Annotated in this window: 24 protein-coding genes; all 24 read right to left on the bottom strand. The window is 66.5% G+C overall.

All coding sequences use genetic code 11. The features are described 5' to 3' along the window. Positions 1 to 321 (bottom strand): type IV secretion system protein (locus RBJ75_RS28325; RefSeq protein WP_317529048.1); only part of this gene is annotated, 321 nt, incomplete at its 3' end. Positions 322 to 325: 4 nt separating this feature from the next. Continuing rightward, positions 326 to 715, bottom strand: a complete 390-nt coding sequence (gene trbK-alt, locus RBJ75_RS28320) for a putative entry exclusion protein TrbK-alt (protein ID WP_044416200.1) — start codon at positions 713 to 715, stop codon at positions 326 to 328. 10 nt (positions 716 to 725) lie between these two features. Further along, complete coding sequence (gene trbJ / locus RBJ75_RS28315; protein ID WP_044416198.1) at positions 726 to 1,502, bottom strand: P-type conjugative transfer protein TrbJ; 777 nt, start codon at positions 1,500 to 1,502, stop codon at positions 726 to 728. Further along, the gene (gene trbE, locus RBJ75_RS28310) at positions 1,499 to 3,955 is read right to left on the bottom strand and encodes a conjugal transfer protein TrbE (RefSeq protein WP_276156543.1); all 2,457 of its coding nucleotides are present in this window, start codon (positions 3,953 to 3,955) and stop codon (positions 1,499 to 1,501) included. Before trbE ends, trbJ begins: the two co-directional genes overlap by 4 nt. A gap of 12 nt (positions 3,956 to 3,967) precedes the next feature. After that, positions 3,968 to 4,249, bottom strand: coding sequence for a VirB3 family type IV secretion system protein (locus RBJ75_RS28305; RefSeq protein ID WP_044415520.1), 282 nt, complete (start codon positions 4,247 to 4,249; stop codon positions 3,968 to 3,970). After that, complete coding sequence (locus tag RBJ75_RS28300) at positions 4,249 to 4,581, bottom strand: TrbC/VirB2 family protein (protein WP_276156544.1); 333 nt, start codon at positions 4,579 to 4,581, stop codon at positions 4,249 to 4,251. The genes RBJ75_RS28305 and RBJ75_RS28300 overlap by 1 nt, the downstream gene beginning before the upstream one ends. After that, positions 4,578 to 5,561 carry a P-type conjugative transfer ATPase TrbB gene (gene trbB / locus RBJ75_RS28295; RefSeq protein ID WP_276156545.1) on the bottom strand — a complete coding sequence of 328 codons (984 nt, stop codon included), beginning with the start codon at positions 5,559 to 5,561 and terminating at the stop codon, positions 4,578 to 4,580. Before trbB ends, RBJ75_RS28300 begins: the two co-directional genes overlap by 4 nt. Before the next feature lie 169 nt (positions 5,562 to 5,730). Continuing rightward, a complete protein-coding gene (locus RBJ75_RS28290) occupies positions 5,731 to 6,162 on the bottom strand; it encodes a hypothetical protein (protein WP_044418698.1) in 432 nt (143 codons plus the stop codon). A gap of 9 nt (positions 6,163 to 6,171) precedes the next feature. Next, a complete protein-coding gene (locus RBJ75_RS28285) occupies positions 6,172 to 8,160 on the bottom strand; it encodes a conjugal transfer protein TraG (protein ID WP_044418699.1) in 1,989 nt (662 codons plus the stop codon). A 25-nt stretch (positions 8,161 to 8,185) separates the two neighbouring features. Continuing rightward, positions 8,186 to 9,922, bottom strand: a complete 1,737-nt coding sequence (locus RBJ75_RS28280; protein WP_276156546.1) for a relaxase/mobilization nuclease domain-containing protein — start codon at positions 9,920 to 9,922, stop codon at positions 8,186 to 8,188. A gap of 244 nt (positions 9,923 to 10,166) precedes the next feature. Further along, entirely contained in the window at positions 10,167 to 10,928 is a 762-nt protein-coding gene (locus RBJ75_RS28275) for a lytic transglycosylase domain-containing protein (RefSeq protein ID WP_044418108.1), read from the bottom strand. A gap of 3 nt (positions 10,929 to 10,931) precedes the next feature. Further along, positions 10,932 to 11,279 (bottom strand): DUF736 domain-containing protein, encoded by a 348-nt coding sequence (locus RBJ75_RS28270; RefSeq protein ID WP_044418110.1) that lies wholly within the window; start codon positions 11,277 to 11,279, stop codon positions 10,932 to 10,934. Between the two features lie 46 nt (positions 11,280 to 11,325). Next, entirely contained in the window at positions 11,326 to 11,871 is a 546-nt protein-coding gene (locus tag RBJ75_RS28265) for a S26 family signal peptidase (RefSeq protein ID WP_044418112.1), read from the bottom strand. After that, on the bottom strand, positions 11,868 to 12,389 hold the full coding sequence (locus RBJ75_RS28260; RefSeq protein WP_044418114.1) for a DUF2840 domain-containing protein: 522 nt from the start codon (positions 12,387 to 12,389) through the stop codon (positions 11,868 to 11,870). Before RBJ75_RS28260 ends, RBJ75_RS28265 begins: the two co-directional genes overlap by 4 nt. Then, the gene (locus RBJ75_RS28255) at positions 12,386 to 12,640 is read right to left on the bottom strand and encodes a hypothetical protein (RefSeq protein ID WP_044418116.1); all 255 of its coding nucleotides are present in this window, start codon (positions 12,638 to 12,640) and stop codon (positions 12,386 to 12,388) included. The genes RBJ75_RS28260 and RBJ75_RS28255 overlap by 4 nt, the downstream gene beginning before the upstream one ends. Then, entirely contained in the window at positions 12,637 to 13,275 is a 639-nt protein-coding gene (gene parA / locus RBJ75_RS28250) for a ParA family partition ATPase (protein WP_044418118.1), read from the bottom strand. Before parA ends, RBJ75_RS28255 begins: the two co-directional genes overlap by 4 nt. Positions 13,276 to 13,483: 208 nt before the next feature. After that, positions 13,484 to 14,371 (bottom strand): replication initiator protein A, encoded by an 888-nt coding sequence (locus RBJ75_RS28245; protein ID WP_044414548.1) that lies wholly within the window; start codon positions 14,369 to 14,371, stop codon positions 13,484 to 13,486. 11 nt (positions 14,372 to 14,382) lie between these two features. Further along, complete coding sequence (locus RBJ75_RS28240; protein WP_044414549.1) at positions 14,383 to 14,664, bottom strand: helix-turn-helix transcriptional regulator; 282 nt, start codon at positions 14,662 to 14,664, stop codon at positions 14,383 to 14,385. Between the two features lie 126 nt (positions 14,665 to 14,790). Then, the gene (locus RBJ75_RS28235; protein WP_152647785.1) at positions 14,791 to 15,240 is read right to left on the bottom strand and encodes a DUF2285 domain-containing protein; all 450 of its coding nucleotides are present in this window, start codon (positions 15,238 to 15,240) and stop codon (positions 14,791 to 14,793) included. 22 nt (positions 15,241 to 15,262) lie between these two features. Next, on the bottom strand, positions 15,263 to 15,553 hold the full coding sequence (locus RBJ75_RS28230; RefSeq protein WP_234707467.1) for a transcriptional regulator domain-containing protein: 291 nt from the start codon (positions 15,551 to 15,553) through the stop codon (positions 15,263 to 15,265). Positions 15,554 to 15,671: 118 nt separating this feature from the next. Then, the gene (locus tag RBJ75_RS28225; RefSeq protein WP_080901132.1) at positions 15,672 to 15,935 is read right to left on the bottom strand and encodes a DUF2285 domain-containing protein; all 264 of its coding nucleotides are present in this window, start codon (positions 15,933 to 15,935) and stop codon (positions 15,672 to 15,674) included. 120 nt (positions 15,936 to 16,055) lie between these two features. After that, positions 16,056 to 16,298, bottom strand: a complete 243-nt coding sequence (locus RBJ75_RS28220) for a multiprotein-bridging factor 1 family protein (RefSeq protein WP_276156547.1) — start codon at positions 16,296 to 16,298, stop codon at positions 16,056 to 16,058. A gap of 273 nt (positions 16,299 to 16,571) precedes the next feature. Next, complete coding sequence (locus RBJ75_RS28215; RefSeq protein ID WP_044414410.1) at positions 16,572 to 16,898, bottom strand: DUF736 domain-containing protein; 327 nt, start codon at positions 16,896 to 16,898, stop codon at positions 16,572 to 16,574. A gap of 560 nt (positions 16,899 to 17,458) precedes the next feature. After that, positions 17,459 to 17,902, bottom strand: a complete 444-nt coding sequence (locus tag RBJ75_RS28210) for a hypothetical protein (protein ID WP_044414411.1) — start codon at positions 17,900 to 17,902, stop codon at positions 17,459 to 17,461. Positions 17,903 to 17,927: the final 25 nt, after the last annotated feature.

Raw genomic sequence — 17,927 nt, 5'->3', positions numbered from 1 at the left:
ACGCATGAGGTCTGCGGTCGAGAAGCTGGTGCCGCTGGCCTTTAGGCCGAGGCCGGCGAAGCTTTCGAAGACGATCCGGGCGAGGTTGTTCCAGTTGCCGATGATGTAGGCGAAGACGCCGACGAACAGGGTCTTCTTGACCAGCCGCGTCATGATGTCGTCGTCGGCGCCCCAGCTCCAGAACAGCGCCGCAAGCGTTACATCGATGACGATCAGCGTTGTGGCGATGAAGGCGACCTCGCCGCTGAGCAGACCGAAACCGCTGTCGATGTAGCGAGTGAAGACCTCGAGGAAGTGGTCGATGACGCCGGTGCCGCCCATAATGCTATCTCGCCTCGTCTAGCTGCGGCGGCGCGATCAGCGGGGCGGGCTCCAAGGCCGGCTGATCGGTGCTGCCCGGTTGGCGCGTGGTGTCGTTTCGCGGCGCTGGGGGCATATCCGGCAGTCGCTCGGCAGGTCGCGCGCCGGGCGCGAGGAAGCGGTTGCGGTTTTCGGCCCAGGCCCGCAGGCAGGCCGAATCGCGGGGACCCGCTTCGCCGAGCGCCTGGCAGCGGATCAGTTCGTCCCGCAACGGGTCAGCCGCAGTCACGGCCCCGCGGCCCGACGGCCACGCCTCGGGCGCTTCCTCCTTCCGGCTCATCTCGATGGCGGTCGCAGTGATCGCGACCGCAACGAACACGACGGCGCCTAGCCGGGCGAGCATCTTGCCGTCCATGGCCGCGCCCTCAGTTGCCGTTCGGGAACATGCGGGCATTGCCCGGCTGGTAGCCGCTGCCCGGCGTCAGGAAGCGACGGCGCTGCTCGCGACCTTGCTCGGCCGCGGCCGCGCGTTCGGCCTCGGTCAGACTCTGCGCGCGACCGTTTGCGGCGACGACAGCGGTGAGATCGGCGAGTTGCTGCGCTTGCAGCGCAAGAAGCTGATTGCCGGCCTGTGTTGCCTGCAGCGCGCCGGTGGCGCCCTGGCTCTGGCCGACCAGCGCCGACATCTCGCTGCGGTTCGTGTCGATATTGCCGACCACGCCCGCCTGGACGCGCATCGCGTCCTGCAGGCCGCCGACGGTATTCTGCCAGCGCTCGCGCGCGCCGGCGACGAGCTGCTGGTCCGAGGCGGACATCGAGGCGCTACCGTATGTGGTGCGGAACGCCTGGTCGATATTCTGCACATTATAAGCGATGCGCTGTGCTTCGCCCAAAAGCTGTTGAGTCCGCTGGACGGATTGCTGGAGCTGCTGGAGAGAGGAAAACGGGAGGCTCGCAAGGTTGCGCGCCTGATTGATCAGACCGGTCGCCTCGTTCTGAAGCGACGTAATTTGATTGTTGATCTGCTGAAGCGCCCTCGTGGCGGTCAGGAGGTTCTGAGCGTAGTTGGTGGGGTCGTACACGATCCCGCCAAACTGTGCGTGGGCAGGCGCGGCCATGAACGGGATCGCGGCGGCAGAGGCCGTAAGCAGCGCGGCGGTCATACGCAACGCGCGCGAGCGGGAACGAACGGAACGGGTCATGGGCGTGCCTCCGAATCGGTTTGAGGTGTGACGTTGGTGAGGTCGGCGATGAGGTCGGCGGCCCAGCCGAGCCGGTTCTCGCCGAGCCACGCGGCGAGGAAGCCGTCGGTGCCGCTGCGGGCGTGAACCTCGGCGATCAGTGCCTGGTGCTGCTTCGATGAGGCGGCGCAGAGCGCCAGCGCCACGTCGGACAGGCCCAGCTCGAACAGCCGGTTGCCGCGCCGCGATTGGCAGTAATAGTCGCGCTTGGGCATCGCCCGGGCGAGGATCTCGATCTGGCGGTCGTTCAGACCGAAGCGGCGATAGACGGCTGTGATCTGCGGCTCGATCGCGCGTTCGTTCGGCAGCAGGATGCGGGTCTGGCAACTCTCGATGATGGCAGGCGCGATCGCCGAGCCGTCAATGTCGGAGAGTGACTGGGTGGCGAAGATGACGCTGGCGTTCTTCTTGCGCAGCGTTTTCAGCCATTCGCGGAGCTGGCCGGCGAAGCCCTCGTCGTCCAGCGCCAGCCAACCTTCATCGACGATCAGCAGCGTCGGGCGACCGTCGAGGCGGTCCTCGATGCGATGGAAAAGATAGGCGAGCACGGCGGCGGCGGCGCCGGTGCCGATCAGTCCTTCGGTCTCGAAGACCTGAACATGGGCTTCGCCTAGATGTTCGGCCTCGGCGTCGAGCAACCGGCCGTAGGGGCCGCCGACACAGTAAGGTCGCAACGCCTGTTTCAGATCGTTGGACTGAAGCAGGACGGACAGACCCGTCAACGTGCGCTCCGCGACCGGCGCCGACGCCAGCGACGACAGTGCCGACCAGAGGTGCTCCTTGACCTCGGGCGTCACCGATACGCTTTCGCGCCCCAGGATCGCGACCAGCCAGTCGGAGGCCCAGGCCCGCTCGGCGACATCGTTAATGCGGGCCAACGGCTGAAGCGAGACACTGTCATCCGCGCCTTCGGTGAGGCCGCCGCCGAGATCGTGCCAGTCGCCCCGCATAGCGAGCGCGGCGGCGCGGATTGATCCGCCAAAGTCGAAGGCGAAGACCTGGGATTGCGGATAGCGCCGGAATTGCAGCGCCATCAGCGCCAGCAGGACCGATTTGCCAGCGCCGGTCGGGCCGACGATCAGCGTGTGACCGACGTCGCCGACATGGATGGAAAGCCGGAACGGGGTCGAGCCCTCCGTTCTGCCGTAAAGTAGTGGGGGTGCATCGAAGTGCTCGTCCCGTTCCGGTCCCGCCCACACCGCCGACAGTGGGATCATGTGGGCGAGATTCAATGTGCTGATGGGAGGCTGGCGAACGTTGGCGTAGACGTGGCCGGGCAGCGTGCCGAGCCAGGCGTCGACGGCGTTGATCGTCTCGGGCATCGCGGTGAAGTCGCGGCCCTGAATCACCTTCTCGACAAACCGCAGCTTCTCGGCGGCGATGCGCGGATCGTCGTCCCAGACAGTGATCGTCGCCGTCACATAGGCCTGGCCGGCATAGTCGGCGCCCAGCTCCTGCAGGGCCATATCGGCGTCGGCCGCTTTGTTGGCCGCATCGGTATCGACCAGGGCGGAGGCTTCGTTGGTCATCACCTCCTTGAGGATGGCGGCGATCGACTTGCGCTTGGCGAACCACTGCCGCCGGATCTTGGTCAGCAGCTTGGTGGCGTCTGTTTTGTCGAGCAGGATCGCCCGGGTCGACCAGCGATACGGAAAGGCGAGCCGATTCAGCTCGTCGAGGATGCCGGGCGTCGTCGCGGTGGGGAAACCGACGATGGTGAGGATGCGAACATGGGCGTCTCCAAGCCGGGGCTCCAGGCCGCCGGTAAGCGGCTGATCGGCGAGCAGCGCGTCGAGATACATCGGCGTCTCGGGCACGCGGACGCGATGACGTTTCGTCGAGACGGTCGAATGGAGATAGGTCAGCGTCTCGGGGTCATCGAGCCAGGCGCAGTCGGGCATGAAGGCGTCGATCAGGTTGAGGATACGATCGGTGCGATCGACGAAGCTGCGGAGCACTTCCCGCGCGTCGACGCCGGCGTGGTCCCGGCCCTCGTAGAGCCAGGTCTCGGCACGGGCGGCATCCTCGGCCGGCGGCAGATAGAGGAAGGTAAGGAAGTAGCTGGACTCGAAATGCGCGCCGGCCTCTTCGAAGTCGGCCTTGCGTTCGACGTCGACGAGCGCGGAGGCGCTGTCGGCGAACATGCTGGCGGGATAAGTCGCGGCGCCGTGGCGCTGCGCCTCGACGAAAATGGCCCAGCCCGAACCGAGGCGGCGAAATGCGTTGTTGAGCCGGCCGGCGACGGCGACCAGCTCGGCCGGGACGGCGCTGTCGAGATCGGGGCCGCGAAAACGCGCGGTGCGTTGCAGGCTACCGTCCTTGTTGAGCACCACGCCTTCGCCGACCAGGGCGGCCCAAGGCAGGAAGTCCGCGAGGCGGGCGTTGCGGTTGCGATATTCGGCAAGGTTCATCATCGGCGTCGCCCCTCAGACCGACAGGTGACCGGGAATGCGCAGATGCTTGCGCACGACATCGACGAACTGCGGATCGCGCTTGGCCGCCCAGACGGCCGCGAAATGGCCCACCGCCCACAGCGCCAAGCCGACGAGCCAGAGGCGAAGACCGAGACCGAGCGCGGCGGCCAGCGTACCGTTGAGGATGGCGAGCGAGCGCGGGGCGCCGCCGAGCAGGATGTGCTCGGTCAGCGCCCGATGAACCGGGACGGAAAAGCCCGGCACCTCGCCGCGATGGTCCGCGCCATCCGCCATCAGACAAGCGCTCCGCCGCCGAACGAGAAGAACGACAGGAAGAAGCTCGACGCGGCGAACGCGATCGACAGGCCGAAGACGATCTGGATGAGCTTGCGCGCCCCGCCCGACGTATCGCCGAAGGCGAGCGTCAGGCCGGTGATGATGATAATCATCACGGCGATGATCTTGGCGACCGGCCCCTCGATCGATTCGAGGATCGACTGGAGCGGGGCTTCCCAGGGCATCGAAGAACCCGACGCGTGGGCGGCCGGCGCCAGAGCCAACGAGACGAATGTGACGGATACCGCTGTCGCGATATGGCGGTGGATGCGCAGGGCGTGCTGGATCATGACAGGTCTCCTGTGGGGGGCTGGGTTGCGAGGGTGACGCGGTAGTCGCCGTCGGGGCCGAGACCCTCGATGCGGGCGAGTTCGGCGAGGCGGCGCGATGCGCCACGGCCGGAGAGCACGGCGACCAGATCGATCGTTTCGGCGATGAGGGCGCGCGGGACGGTGACGACGGCTTCCTGGATGAGCTGCTCCATCCGGCGCAGCGCGCCGATGGCGGTGCCCGCGTGGATCGTGCCGACGCCGCCGGGATGGCCCGTGCCCCAGGCCTTCAGGAGGTCGAGCGCCTCAGCTCCGCGCACTTCGCCAATCGGTATGCGATCGGGACGAAGGCGGAGCGAGGAGCGGACAAGGTCGGAGAGCGAAGCGACGCCGTCCTTCGTTCGCATGGCGACTAGGTTCGGCGCGGCGCATTGCAGCTCGCGCGTGTCTTCGATCAGGACGACGCGGTCCGAGGTTTTCGAGACCTCGGCGAGCAACGCATTCGTGAGCGTGGTCTTGCCGGTCGAGGTGCCGCCTGCAACGAGGATGTTTCGACGATCGGCGACAGCCTGGCGCAGCGTCTCGGCTTGGCCTGCGGCCATGATGCTGGCGGCAACGTAGTCGTCGAGCGTGAACACCGCGACCGCGGGCTTGCGGATCGCGAACGCCGGCGCGGACACGACGGGCGGCAACAGCCCCTCGAACCGCTCCCCCGTTTCCGGCAGCTCGGCCGAGACGCGCGGGGCACCGGGATGAACCTCGGCGCCGACATGATGCGCGACCAGGCGAATGATGCGCTCGCCATCGGCCGGCGAGAGGCGTTCACCGGTGTCAGAGAGGCCCTCCGAGAGCCGGTCGACCCAGAGCCGCCCATCGGGGTTGAGCATCACCTCGACGATCGCGGGATCTTCCAGAAAGGTGGCGATCGCCGGCCCCAGGGCCGTGCGCAGCATCCGCGCACCGCGAAGGATCGCCTCCGATTTCTGGTGAGTGGCCGCCACGTCGTCCCCGTTCTCTTGCGGGACCGCGACAGGCGGCCCTGGATCGGGGATGAGTAGAAGAGGCAGAAATCATGGCCTGACAACAACCATCATGTGGCCGTCGTACTGTGGCGTACAAAGACAGGGAAACGGCGGAATGCCCGAATACTTGTGATGCGGAGATCAGTGATTATTCCGCGTCGCGCGCGGGGATGTCTTCCGCAATTTCCTGCCTGAGCTTCGGTCCCTGCGCGAGTCGTCGGCCAAGGGCCGTGACGAAAGCTTCGTAGCGCTCGGCGGCCTTCGCACGCGCCGCGATCTGCGCCGGCTCTGGCAGTGGCGGGTTGGACGTCAGCCAGAAGCGGATAAACACGGCGAGCGTCTCGACCGATATGCCAAGATCGCGCTCCATCCGCGCCATGCGACGATCGAGCTGGTCGAGCCGCTTGGCGGTGGCCGCCTCTTGCCGTTCCGCGGCATCAGGCGACAGGAAGGAGGCGATGCCGGCTTCCGCGACCAGCGACAGGGACAGGTCTCGCCGCGCGGCGTGAGCGGCGAGCGCCTTCATCACATCGGGATCGAGATAGACCGACAGCCGCTGCTTCTTGGGAGGTTTCGTCACGGCCGGCCCCTACAATTCGATCCCGTCACCCGGGTCGAGCGAGGCCTGACGGGCAACCTGGCGCATGGTCTGGTTCATGCGGCCGAGGCGCGCGGCATCCTCCTCCACGTCATCGCGAGGATCGATTTCGAACTCGTTTTCGATGATATCCTTGCGCTCGACGGTCTTCGTTCGGCTCAGTTCCGGCTGGCGACGGCGCTCGGATTCTGTCGGATCATCGTCCGCTGCCTCCTCCTGCGCACCGATCGGCGCGTAGAGATCCGGCGTCGTCGGCAGCGCCAGGTTACTCCAGTCGTCGGCCTGACCTGTTCGCGGCTTTGTCAGAGTCGGCGGGGTCAGGATGCGCTCCTGAAGCCGCCGATCCTCGTAGTATCGGGCCTTCTTCGCCCGGATCGGCGGGATGCCCGCGACCATGACGATCTCATCCGATGGGGGAAGCTGCATGATCTCGCCCGGCGTCAGAAGCTGCCGGGCAGTCTCGGAGCGCGAGACCATCAGATGCCCCAACCACGGCGACAGCCGGTGCCCGGCATAGTTCTTCATCGCCTTCATCTCGGTGGCTGTGCCGAGTGCGTCCGATACCCGCTTGGCGGTGCGTTCGTCGTTGGTGGCAAAGCTCACGCGAACATGGCAGTTGTCGAGAATCGAGTTGTTCGGCCCATAGGCCTTCTCGATCTGGTTCAGCGACTGGGCGATGAGGAAGGCCTTCAGGCCGTAACCCGCCATGAACGCCAGCGCGCTTTCGAAGAAGTCGAGGCGGCCGAGCGCGGGAAATTCGTCGAGCATGAGCAGCAGCCGATGGCGGTTGCCCTTCGCCTGGAGGTCCTCGGTCAAGCGGCGGCCGACCTGATTGAGGATCAGGCGGATGAGCGGCTTGGTGCGGTTGATGTCCGACGGCGGCACCACGAGGTAGAGCGTGGTCGGGTGCTTGCTGCCGACAATGTCCACGATGCGCCAATCGCAGCGCCGGGTGACCTCGGCGACGACCGGGTCTCGATAGAGTCCGAGGAACGACATCGCCGTCGACAGCACGCCGGACCGCTCGTTGTCGGATTTGTTGAGGAGTTCGCGGGCGGCGCTGGCGATCACCGGGTGCGGGCCGGCCTCGCCGAGGTGGGCCGTCTTCATCATCGCCGCGAGGGTCGACTCGATCGGCCGTTTCGGATCGGAGAGGAAGGCGGCGACGCCGGCCAAGGTCTTGTCGGCCTCGGCATAGAGGACGTGCAGGATCGCGCCAACCAAGAGCGCGTGCGACGTCTTCTCCCAGTGATTTCGCTTCTCGAGCGATCCTTCCGGGTCGACGAGAATGTCGGCGATGTTCTGCACGTCGCGGACTTCCCACTCGCCGCGCCGCACCTCGAGCAGCGGGTTGTAGGCCGCCGACTTCGCATTCGTCGGATCGAACAGCAGCACGCGGCCGTGGCGGGATCGAAAGCCTGCCGTCAGCGTCCAGTTCTCCCCCTTGATGTCGTGGACGATGGCGGAGCCCGGCCAGGTCAGCAGCGACGGCACGACGAGGCCGACGCCCTTGCCGGATCGCGTCGGAGCGAAGCACAGCACATGCTCGGGGCCATCGTGGCGGAGATAGTCTTTCTCGTGCTTGCCGAGCACGACGCCGTCGGGTCCGAGCAGCCCCGCTGCCTTCACCTCGTCAGGGCGCGCCCAGCGGGCCGAGCCGTAGGTCTCGACATTCTTGGCCTCGCGCGCTCGCCAGACCGACATGCCGATCGCGACCGCGATGGCGATGAAGCCACCAGAGGCGGCGATGTAAGCGCCCTCGACGAAGATCGGCGGGGCATAGGCATCATAGAAGTACCACCACCAGAAGAAGGCCGGGGGATAGTAGATCGGCCAGCCAGCCAGCTCGAACCACGGCTGCCCAAGCTGGGGCTGGAAGCCGAGCCGGTAGGCCGTCCATTGCGTCGCGGCCCAAGTCGTCATCAGCACGATAAGGCAGACGGTGATAAGCTGGCCCCACAGAATCTTGGTCGCCGACATGGCGGTTACTCCTTTCTTGATTGGGCTACATGCCGAGACCGCGTTTGCGGCCGAAGCTCCAGTCGACGCCGGCGCCGCGTGAGACGCCGGAGACGTGCTGGCCAAGCTGGCGTTCGAGGGATGGCGTCCAGGGCACGAGCTGGAAGCCGAGCCCGTCGTCGATCATGGCGAAGCGGCCGGACGCGAGTGCGAAGCGCTGCCGATAGGTCCCTGCCACATACTCGCCTGTCCCGGCCTTGGTGAAAGGCCGGCCGGTCTCCGCCGCGAGCTTCTCGCCGAGGGCCTCCACCTCGCGCTGGCGCAGTGTGTCGATCAGTCCGGGCGAGAAGCTGACGCCGCGCGTCTGCCGTTCGGCGAGCCCTTGGTTGATGAGATGGTCGGCGCGCCGGTCCATCGCCTGACGCACCTCCGCGCCGAAGCCGCCGCCGCCGAGCGCTAGCGGCTCGCGGGCGATCGCCTGCCGGTCGAGCCAGGTCGCGCCGGTGGCGTTGACTTGGGCGGAGATATCGAGATCCGAGCGCACGGCGAGCGCGACCCGCCTGCGTCCCTGCACATCGTCGAATTTCCGTAGTTCGACGATCGAGCCCGGCGCGCTGTCACCGGCCGCGTCGAGATCGGGCAGTTTGATGTGGTGCGTACGGCCGTCGGTCCCGTCGACCACGGCATAGGCCGTGCCCTTCAGCTCGTCATCGAGGCCGCGATCGACCAGCCGGCCGATGACCGGATCGTCGATGCTCTCGCCGGCGAGCACATAGCTCGCGGCGCCGCGCTCGATGCCGCGTTCGGTCAGGCCGCGGTGGATGCGCTTGATGATGTCGCCGCGCTCGCCGAGCGCGCGCAGCGTCTTCTCGGCATTCTCCGATACGACCCACTGGCCGGGGCCGACCTGATCGGCGAGGCCGAGTGTCTCCAGCTTGCGCAGGCGACCGACCTTCAGCGCGTGGAATTCGTCTGGCTGCCGATCGGGATGTGGGGCGAAGTCGGCGACGCCCGTGCGATAGCTGTCGCGGGCAAGCTGCCGATCTAGGTTGGTCCAGCGTTCGGCATCGACCTGCCGTTCCAGATTGCGATGGATCTCGTGATCGGTGCGCGGCCCCAGCTCCTGCGTGACGAGATCCTGCGCGCGGGCGCGCATGCCTTCCTTGATGTAGTCGCGGGAGATAACGAGGTCCTGGCCGTCGTCCGTGCGCCCGCGCAGGATGATGTGGACGTGCGGATTGTCCGTGTTCCAGTGATCGACACCGACCCAATCGAGCTTGGTGCCGAGGTCGTTTTCCATCTGCCCCATCAGGTCGCGGGCGTAGGTCTTGAGGTCGGACATCTCCGTCGCGTCCTCGGGGGAGACGATGAACCGGAAATGATGCCGGTCGTCCTGGGTCCGCTCGGCGAAGGCCTTGGGATCGGCGTCTTCGGTCTCAGGACCGAACAGCCGGGCCTTCTCCCCATCCCGGGTAACGCCCTCGCGCCGGAGATAGCTGAGGTGCGCGCTGAGCGGCGCGGCGCGAGCGCCATGACGGACGACGCGCGTCTTGATGACAACGTTGCGCGATCGGCTGGTGAGCAATCGGTTCGCCTGCACGGTCGCGCGCTGACCGCGGCCGAACCGGGAGCGATTGCCCTTGCTGATCTGGCCGGAGCGCGAGACGCGTCCACCGGCCCGCTGTGCGGCGGCGAGCGCCTGGGCAATGAAGGGCCGCGCCTGCTGCGCACGGGTCGAACGGATGCGGCCGGGCCGGATGCGGAAATCGTCCTCGCCGCTCATGGTCGAGGCCCCGCACATCGCGCAAACGCGCGATAATCCTTGACGAAATGGCGAATGCGCAGGCTGCGCCGATCAGGCGCACCTCGCGCAAATGCGCCATAAGCCTCTGAAAACACACGACCGCACCAAGCCGCACATCGCCGGCTTTTATCTCGCCATCGTGCGGTTGTGCTGTCGTCTCCTCCTCTGCGGACCGCTTTCCGTCCGCCAGAGCACGCCACGGCCCGATCAGGTGCGAACGCGGTCATCGCGGACCACCGGAGACGCTTCTTGCAACGAAAAGGCCTTCGGTGCGTGAAGCCGACGGACCTTGATCGCGCTCCGAGATTGCTGCGGTAGCGTCATCGGACGTACTGTCAGATTGCAGCGGCACGGCAGACTTAATGCCGGACGACTGCACGACGAAGAGCGGCGCGCGGGTCCAGGCGAGCGGATCAGCGGCGGCCACCCTGACGGGGCCGCTGAGGTCACCGCCGCCGACAATCGGCGCGAGCGTCGCGACATAGGCGCGCGTTTCGGCCGGCAGCGCGCGGCCAGCGAGATACTCTTCGTAGCGGCCCGGACCGGCATTGTAGGCCGCCAGAAAGCCGGGCGATCCGTAGCGGTCGTGCATCTCGCGCAGATACGCGGCGCCCGCCAGAATATTGTCGCGTGGGTCGTAGGGATTGCCGCCGAGCCGATGCCGGACGCGCAAGTCGGCCCACGTTGTGGGCATGACCTGCATCAGGCCCATCGCGCCGGCCGAAGAGATGGCGCGTACATCGCCTGCGCTCTCGACGCGCATGACGGCCCGAATCCATGCTTCGGGAACGCCGAACCGCTGCGCCGCCTCGGCGATGTAAGCGCCATAGGGATCGCGGGATGACGGCCGCTCGGCCGGCGCCTGCTGCGCGTGTGCAGGGCCTGCGCCCGGCGCGAGAAGGATCAGGCCGGAAAGGAGAAGGAAGGCTGCGCGCCGGAGGGTGATCCTCCCTCCGGCGGCAGGCAGGCTGCGGGCGATGGGCATCGCTCAGTCCCGCTCGCTGCGCTTGGGCGGGCGGTTCCAGTGCAGGCCCCAGGCGGCCTTGTCGTCGGCGGACTGGAAGAGATTGGCGCGGATCGGGTGAGCGAAGGTCGGGTCGTCGAGCTGTAGCGAGACGTAGTCGCCCGCCTTCTCGCCGGTGCGCTTCCAGCCAGCGCCGATCTCCGCGCCGGTCTCGTTGCTCATGGTGTCGAGCACATGGACGCGAAAGTCGGGCGCGTTCTCTGCATCGGACGGCTCGGCTGGAACGATGATGATGTCCTGGTGCAGCGACAGCGTCGTCAGGTGGCCGATGAAGCCATCGTTCTCGCGCATGAATTGACCGATAACGGACATTGGAGGTCTCCTTCAGAGTGCGGTGAAGAGGGGCATGGGAGCGCCGTCACCGCGTCGGCGCGCGCCAGACGAAGCGGCTATCGCCGTCCTCGTCGGTGTAGAGAGGGGTTGCCCGGCCGATCACGGCGGAGGCCGGAAGCGGTCCGAAATAGCGGCCGTCGAGGCTGCCACGGACCTGCCAGTTCATCAGGAACAGCTCGCCATCAGCGACGACGCGGCAGCCCTGCCAGACAGGCAATGGACGCCCGTTGCTGTCGCGGTCGAGCGCCTCACCGAGCTTTATGGCGTCGACGGTGATGTCATGACCGGCCCGGCAGACGCGCTGCCCTGGAAGCGCGGCGACGCGCTTCATCAACGGAACGCCGCGACCGATGTAGCCTCGCTCGACCATGAAGGATGCGAGCGGCTCGGGCGCGCGGATAGCGACCAGATCCGTGAGCTGCGGCGACGGGTCGGGATCGATGGTGTAGAGGCCAATCGGCGTGCTGGCGGAGGCGTTCCAGATGACCTTTGGCACGAAAGTGACGATGGAGATCACGCCCATGACAGACACCGCGCAGGTCGTGGCGATGGCGTAGCCGAGCCGGATCATGCGCCGATCGCCTGACGAAGCAGGAAGGCGCGGTGACGCCGCAGGGTGTAGACGCGCGGTGCTTCGCCGGCAGCGAGGCGGTTGTGGACGTGGCGCCAATGGTCAGGCGCGACGTCCACCGGATCGACGCCGCTCGCCTCGATGCCGTCGATGAGCTGGAGCACCCGCTCGACCTTCGGCCAGCTCTCGGCGCGTAGCAGCACCTCGCCGCCAGGCGTCACGGTCGGTACGGTCTGAAGGGGCTGGCCGGGAGCGCTAGCCCGCACGATGTCGAGCCGGGACAGCACGGTCCCGTGCTCGTTCGAGGCCCACCGCACGAGGCCAAAAACGGCGCCGGGAGGGAAGAAGAGGATACGGCGGCGGCGATCGAGGATCTGCTCGCGCACGTCGCGGCCGAAGCGGATCCAGTGCTCCGTCTGCTTCTCGATCCAGACCAGCTCGACCTGAGTGAGACCGTCGGTCGGCGGCTGGGCGGCAGCACGGCCGGCGCGTGTGGGCGCGGCGATAAGGCCGGTCATGATCCTTCTCCTGACGGCGGCGGGAATTCGCGCTCGAACAGCGCGCGCAGCATGTCGGCGACGGTCTGGCCGCGCTGAAAGGCGGCGATCTTGATACGGCCGCGCATGTCCGCGGTGACGTCGATCGTCAGCCGGGCCGAGAAACTATTGGCAGCCTGGCCAAGCGCGGCGTGGCGGTCGGGCGCCTTGATCCAGTCTTCGGGATCGGCGGGACGTGCCGCAAAGCTGCGCTTCGGGGACCGCTCGCTCATGCGCCGATCCTCGCGACTTCCGCCGCGAGCGCGGCGATCTCGCGTGCGCCAAGGCAATCCTCGTCCTGCTCGGCGGCGAGCCGGCCGGTCTGCAAGACATCGGCGAAGACGATGCGCTGGCCGATCGTGGTCGAAAGCAGGGGCGGGTCGTGATCCGCCAGCGTCTCGGCGGTCTCGCGGGCGAGCACGGTGCGGGCGGCGCAGCGGTTCAGCACGAACCGGGCGGCGAGCTGCGGGCGGTAGATGCGCGCTTCGCCGAGCAGGCCCAGCATCTCTGCGGAAGCCCAGCCGTCGAGCGGCGAAGGCTGCACCGGGATCAGGACAAGGTCGGCGGCGAGCAGCGCCGAGCGCATAAGCCCGGCGACGCGCGGCGGACCGTCGATGACGACATGGTCGGCGTCGCGGGCCAACTCCGGCGCCTCACGGTGGAGCGTATCGCGCGCCAGGCCGACGACACCGAACCGCCGCTCCAACCCCTCACGGCTTCGCTGCTGCGACCAGTCGAGCGCCGAGCCCTGGGGGTCGGCATCGATCAGCGTGACGCGCTTCCCACGGCGCGCCCATTCACCGGCGAGATGCAGGGCTAGCGTCGTCTTGCCGACGCCGCCCTTCTGGTTCAGCAACGCGACGATCATGACGGTCTCCCGGCGATCGGGGACTCGTCCACAGCGGCCGAAAAGTGCGGTCGCGTTAGAAGAATTACGTAGTAATTCTGGTTAGATAAGTTACGGGGCCTGCAAGTTGCTGATTCAGCAGGCAGATTCGGCGATTTCGGTCCCCGATAGCACGAGAGTCCGGTCCCCGATGGCACGATAGTGCCGGTCCCTGATAGCACGAGGTGTTTCACAGCTTATCCACAGGCTGGGGGTTGGCGCGACGACGACGGCGCGGCACGCCCAAGGCGTCCGGATCGGTCGGTGCGAAGGAGAGAATTTCGGGACCGCCGAGGCACTGCTCGATGGTCAGGCGGTAGCCGGGCAACGGCTGGCGACGGACAATGTCGCGCAGGTCGTAGGCAAAATGCTTGAGCGGTGAGAGGCTGCCGGACTTGGCGTGGAGATGCGGGAAGTCGAAGCTCCAGCCGAACTCCTGTTTGCCACCATGCTTGCGCACCAAGCGGTAGAGCCACCGCTCCAATCCGCCGGTCAGATCGAAATAGCTGCGGTCGATGGTGAGGACGAGGGCGTCGTCTAGGACCGCGCCGTAGAACCAGTCGGGGACGATCAGTTCGAGACCGAGCGGGCGGCCGCGATCGTCGGCGCGCTCTTTCCATTCGTTGATCCAGGAGAAGCGATGCAGGCGGCGTTCAGTCGGCTGGCGGATGGAGGTCGCGACGGTCGTGGACTGAAGCCGGTCGAGCGCGGCCTTCAGTCGGTCGTAATCGCGCAGCGAGACACCACGTCCGATGAAGTTGAGGATTTCATAGGGGGTGGTCGCCATCAGTCGCGATGGGCGCAGCCCGACGTCGCGCGCCTCAACGATCTGCGACGCGGCCCAAATCAGCACGTCGGCGTCCCAGATGGTCGCCATGCCGTGTTCGGGGACGGCCTCGACGCGAATTTTGACGGAGCCCGACTTGAAGTCGATCGGGGCCAGGCGTTTGGACTTGGCGAGCGAGAAGAAGGGATAGGCCATGAGATCCTGCGCATCGCGTGGCGCGAGATCGCCGGGCAACGCCCGGAACAGATCGAGCTGCGCGCGTTCGTCGCGATGGTGGTGGCGGGACGACATGGCCGGTCGTCTCAGCGCGGGAAGCGACCGCCAGCGGCCGGAGCGGCCGGCTGACGCTTGGCGGGCAGCACGGTGCCGGCGCGGGGGTCGGAGGTCGAGGTGACGAGGCCCCGGTCTGCCCAGGTCTGGAGATCCTCCACCGCGTAGACGACGCGGCCGCCCAGCTTTCGGTAGGTGGGGCCGGTTCCGTAGGTTCGGTGCTTTTCGAGCGTGCGCTCGGAGAGGCCGAGGAAGCGGGCGGCTTCCTGCGTCCTGAGATAGCGTTGCGGTAAATTGGCGGCTGTTTCGGCCATGATCGCGCCTCCGGGGTCTCGCGGTGGCCGCATCGGATGAGCGGCGGGTTGCGAGCACGGTGGCGGGAAGACGGCGTTCTGGGCAGGAACGAAGTTAAGGTCTTATCGCCGACCCCTTTGCGTCGATCAGCGAGCGCGGCGTGGACGACGCAGGAGCGTGCGGTATCCTCCGCGAACGAATGCCGTGCCATCTCGGACAAGGCGGTTCATGGCCACGCGAAAAGGGCTGTCCACCCATTTTGCGGCGTCATGCGTGTGATTTGGGAAGATCACTTCGGCGATCTCGCGATAGGTCGCCCCCATGCCGCGAGCGTCGACCACACGAAGCATCTGCCGAGCGCGCTGATGGCGCTGCAGTGTCAGCCGAGGGTCGCGCGGCACCCGTTTGCCGGCCATCGCCTTCCAGAAGCGCTCAAGCGTCGTTTTCCGATCTGGCGTCAGGTCATCGAAGATAACGTGGACTCCGAGTGGGCCCCGTGCATCTGGATCGACGAGCATGATGTCGTAGCGTTCGCCGCGCAGTTCGAGCCTGAGAAGATCAGCGCCATGCTGGAGCGTCGCGTGCAAACGCAGCATGTCGGCCGTGATGGAGCGTCCGTCAGGGAGTGGCCCATCGGCGAGGACGATTGCGCCGGGATCGACTTGTGGGGTCCAGAAGATCGGTTGAGACAGGGCGCTGGCGTGTGGATCGGCAGCGAAAATGCAACCCCCAGTGCCGCGCGAAGGCGGCGGCGGCTTCGGGTGAAATCTGTCCAGTGGCCACGAGCTGCGCGTATGAACTCCGGTATTCGGGGTTGCGACGCAGGAACTCCCAGGCAAGGTCGCTGGGCGTGAGCTGGTCTATGTAGTCATAGGCGGCCTCTGACCGCCAATCGCTATCTTCGGACATCCTCCGCAGCCTCCCGTTTGACTTGATGCAACGCGAGTTATGCAGAGGATACGATTCCAAGTTGAACACAGAGCGGGAAGAACTGAGTTGCATCAACGTGATGCTGGATTTGCTTCACTCAGTGTGCGCGGCGGCCGAGGAGCTGGCAGAAGCCGCTTTCAGTCATCCATTTCGCGCGGGCCAGGTGGCTGTTGTAGACTTCGGCGGCGCGATTAGGCTCGCCGTCGGGGTCGAGACCGAAGAGAACCCGCACAACCTCTCGCCAATCAGCGCCATCGGCGTCTGCATCGAGCAGGCGCACGTAGAGCTTGAGGTGGGCCTCGTCATAGGCGGTCAGCGAAGCGCCGCCCGGCGGTTTATCGAGAAAGTTGTCTTTGGTCACAGCGTCCCCCGGTGCAGAGATGTATCCATTCTGGTGGGGTTTGTTAACGCTGATTTTACCGCGTCCGAGGCGCAAGGTCCAAAGACGAGAGACCGTGCGATTGTCACGGCGCGTCGATACTCAGGCCTTGTCCTTACCATGGACCACCATCACTCCCACGCCTTGGTCGGAGTTCAGGAAGACGATCCCGCCACGCTCAAAAGCCCGTCGGACTTCATCGCGCGTGCTCTCATACACCTCGAGACGGTTTGTCGATTCGAGGCGCTTCAGAGCGGTTAGCGATACCCGGGCCTTGTCAGCGAGCGTCTCCTGTGTCCAACCCAGCAACGCGCGTGCGGCCCTCGATTGTCGGGCGGTGATCATGCATGATCACCTCCCACTCGGACCTACTCGCACGCCAGAACTACGACTATTATAGTCGTCCTTGGCGAGAGAAGGAAGCCAAACTACCTCTGTCGCCACAGACACTAGGGCCATTTCTAGAATTTCGGGCCCGACTGATTCGGTCGCATCGCACTGCACCGTTGGCGGCGTGGGGCTTCTCCTGCAGCCCAAGCCTGGTGCGAGTAAGAGTCCCGGCGGGTCGCAGCCACGGGCTAAGGCCCCGGCCTTTTGGCCGGGGCCTTTGTTCGGGCCTTAGTCTCCGCGCCGACCGTTGGGGCGGGACCAGATCAGCGAGAAGGTGTCCGCGTCCTCGTCGTCGAAGAGGTTGGCGTAGATCGGGGCGTTGAAGCTCGGATCGTCGAGCTTGAGGCCCAGATAATCGCGGCCCTCGTTGGAGCGCTTGGACCAGGCAGCACCGATCTCGGCGCGGCCGACGAGAACTCGGTGGCTGGGGGCGTTCTCGCCGTTGGCGCGCTGGTCGGGGACGATGCGCACGCCCTTGGCCTGGACGCTGAGGGTGACGATGTCGCCGGTGAACTCGTTCGAGCCGGTCTTCTTGAAGGTGCCGATGGTCGCCATGGTAAGTCTCCGTTTTCCGTTCCCGAGCCCGCACCATTGCGGCCTCGATGGCGATCGACAGGCCGGAGGCGATCGACGGCGCACCCCGAAGGGGCTGGACAGCTAAGGAGGGCTTTCTTGGTCCGCGCGGAATGACGGCGCAGCCGGCAGGGGAAGAAAGTTTGACGCGGCTGTTGCGTCATAGGCGATCGAGGCGCAGCCGACCTTCGGCCAGATCAGGCCATTGAAGAGGCCGTTTGGAGCGGTCGAGGCACGGTCAGACAACGGAGAAAATGGCGGCCCTCCCGCACCGGCAAAGCCGGCGCCACGGCAGGCTCTAGCAGCTTCGTCTCCTATCGACAGGGCATTGCTCCAGCATCTCCGTCCATCGCCACCGGGATAGCGTCTGCCTTCGGGGCACGAACGGGTGCGCTGCCGGTGTTGCCCCCGAGCGCTCCCACGCGGGTCGCTTTCCGGGACGGTCGTCGATTAGCACCAACCGCTTCATCCGCAACCCAGGAGGCGACGAGGACGTGCTTCGCCTGGTGCTGTTCTGTCCGCCGCAACGACGTCGACGAAGATCATGCTCGAGCGAGATCCCGGCTGGATGGGCCAGGGGTCGCCGCCATTCCAGCGACCCGCACGAAGGCGGTGATCCCGACCGCGGCGGCGCCGATGATCGAGAATGCTATCTGCCACCCCTCGGACGGCATCAGGTGCTTCACGATGCCATGGGTGGCATGGAAACCTGCGACCGCCGCCGGGGCGACGAAGGCGATCGCCACGAGGAGTTTCAGCCACATCGGGCGGACGAAGGCGATTAGAAGGTGCCCGATGGCGAGCGTCATCGCCGCCGCGAGCGCGCCGACGACGACAGCGCCGGCGATGCCGGCGCCGCTCTCGTTGGCCCAGGCGCCCGTCGTCACGCCGACAAAGGCGGGCAGAGCGAAGACGGCAAGCGTGAACACCAGCCAGCAGAGCAGGCCGACGGCGAAGAGGGATGCGAGTATGGCAAGGATGATCATGGCGGTGGTCTCCATCGTTCATGGC

Origin of the sequence: Rhodopseudomonas sp. BAL398 (assembly GCF_033001325.1) — a bacterium.
Taxonomy (GTDB): domain Bacteria; phylum Pseudomonadota; class Alphaproteobacteria; order Rhizobiales; family Xanthobacteraceae; genus JARJEH01.
Note: the sequence above shows the minus strand (reverse complement) of the source record. Positions and strands in the feature narration are given on the sequence as shown.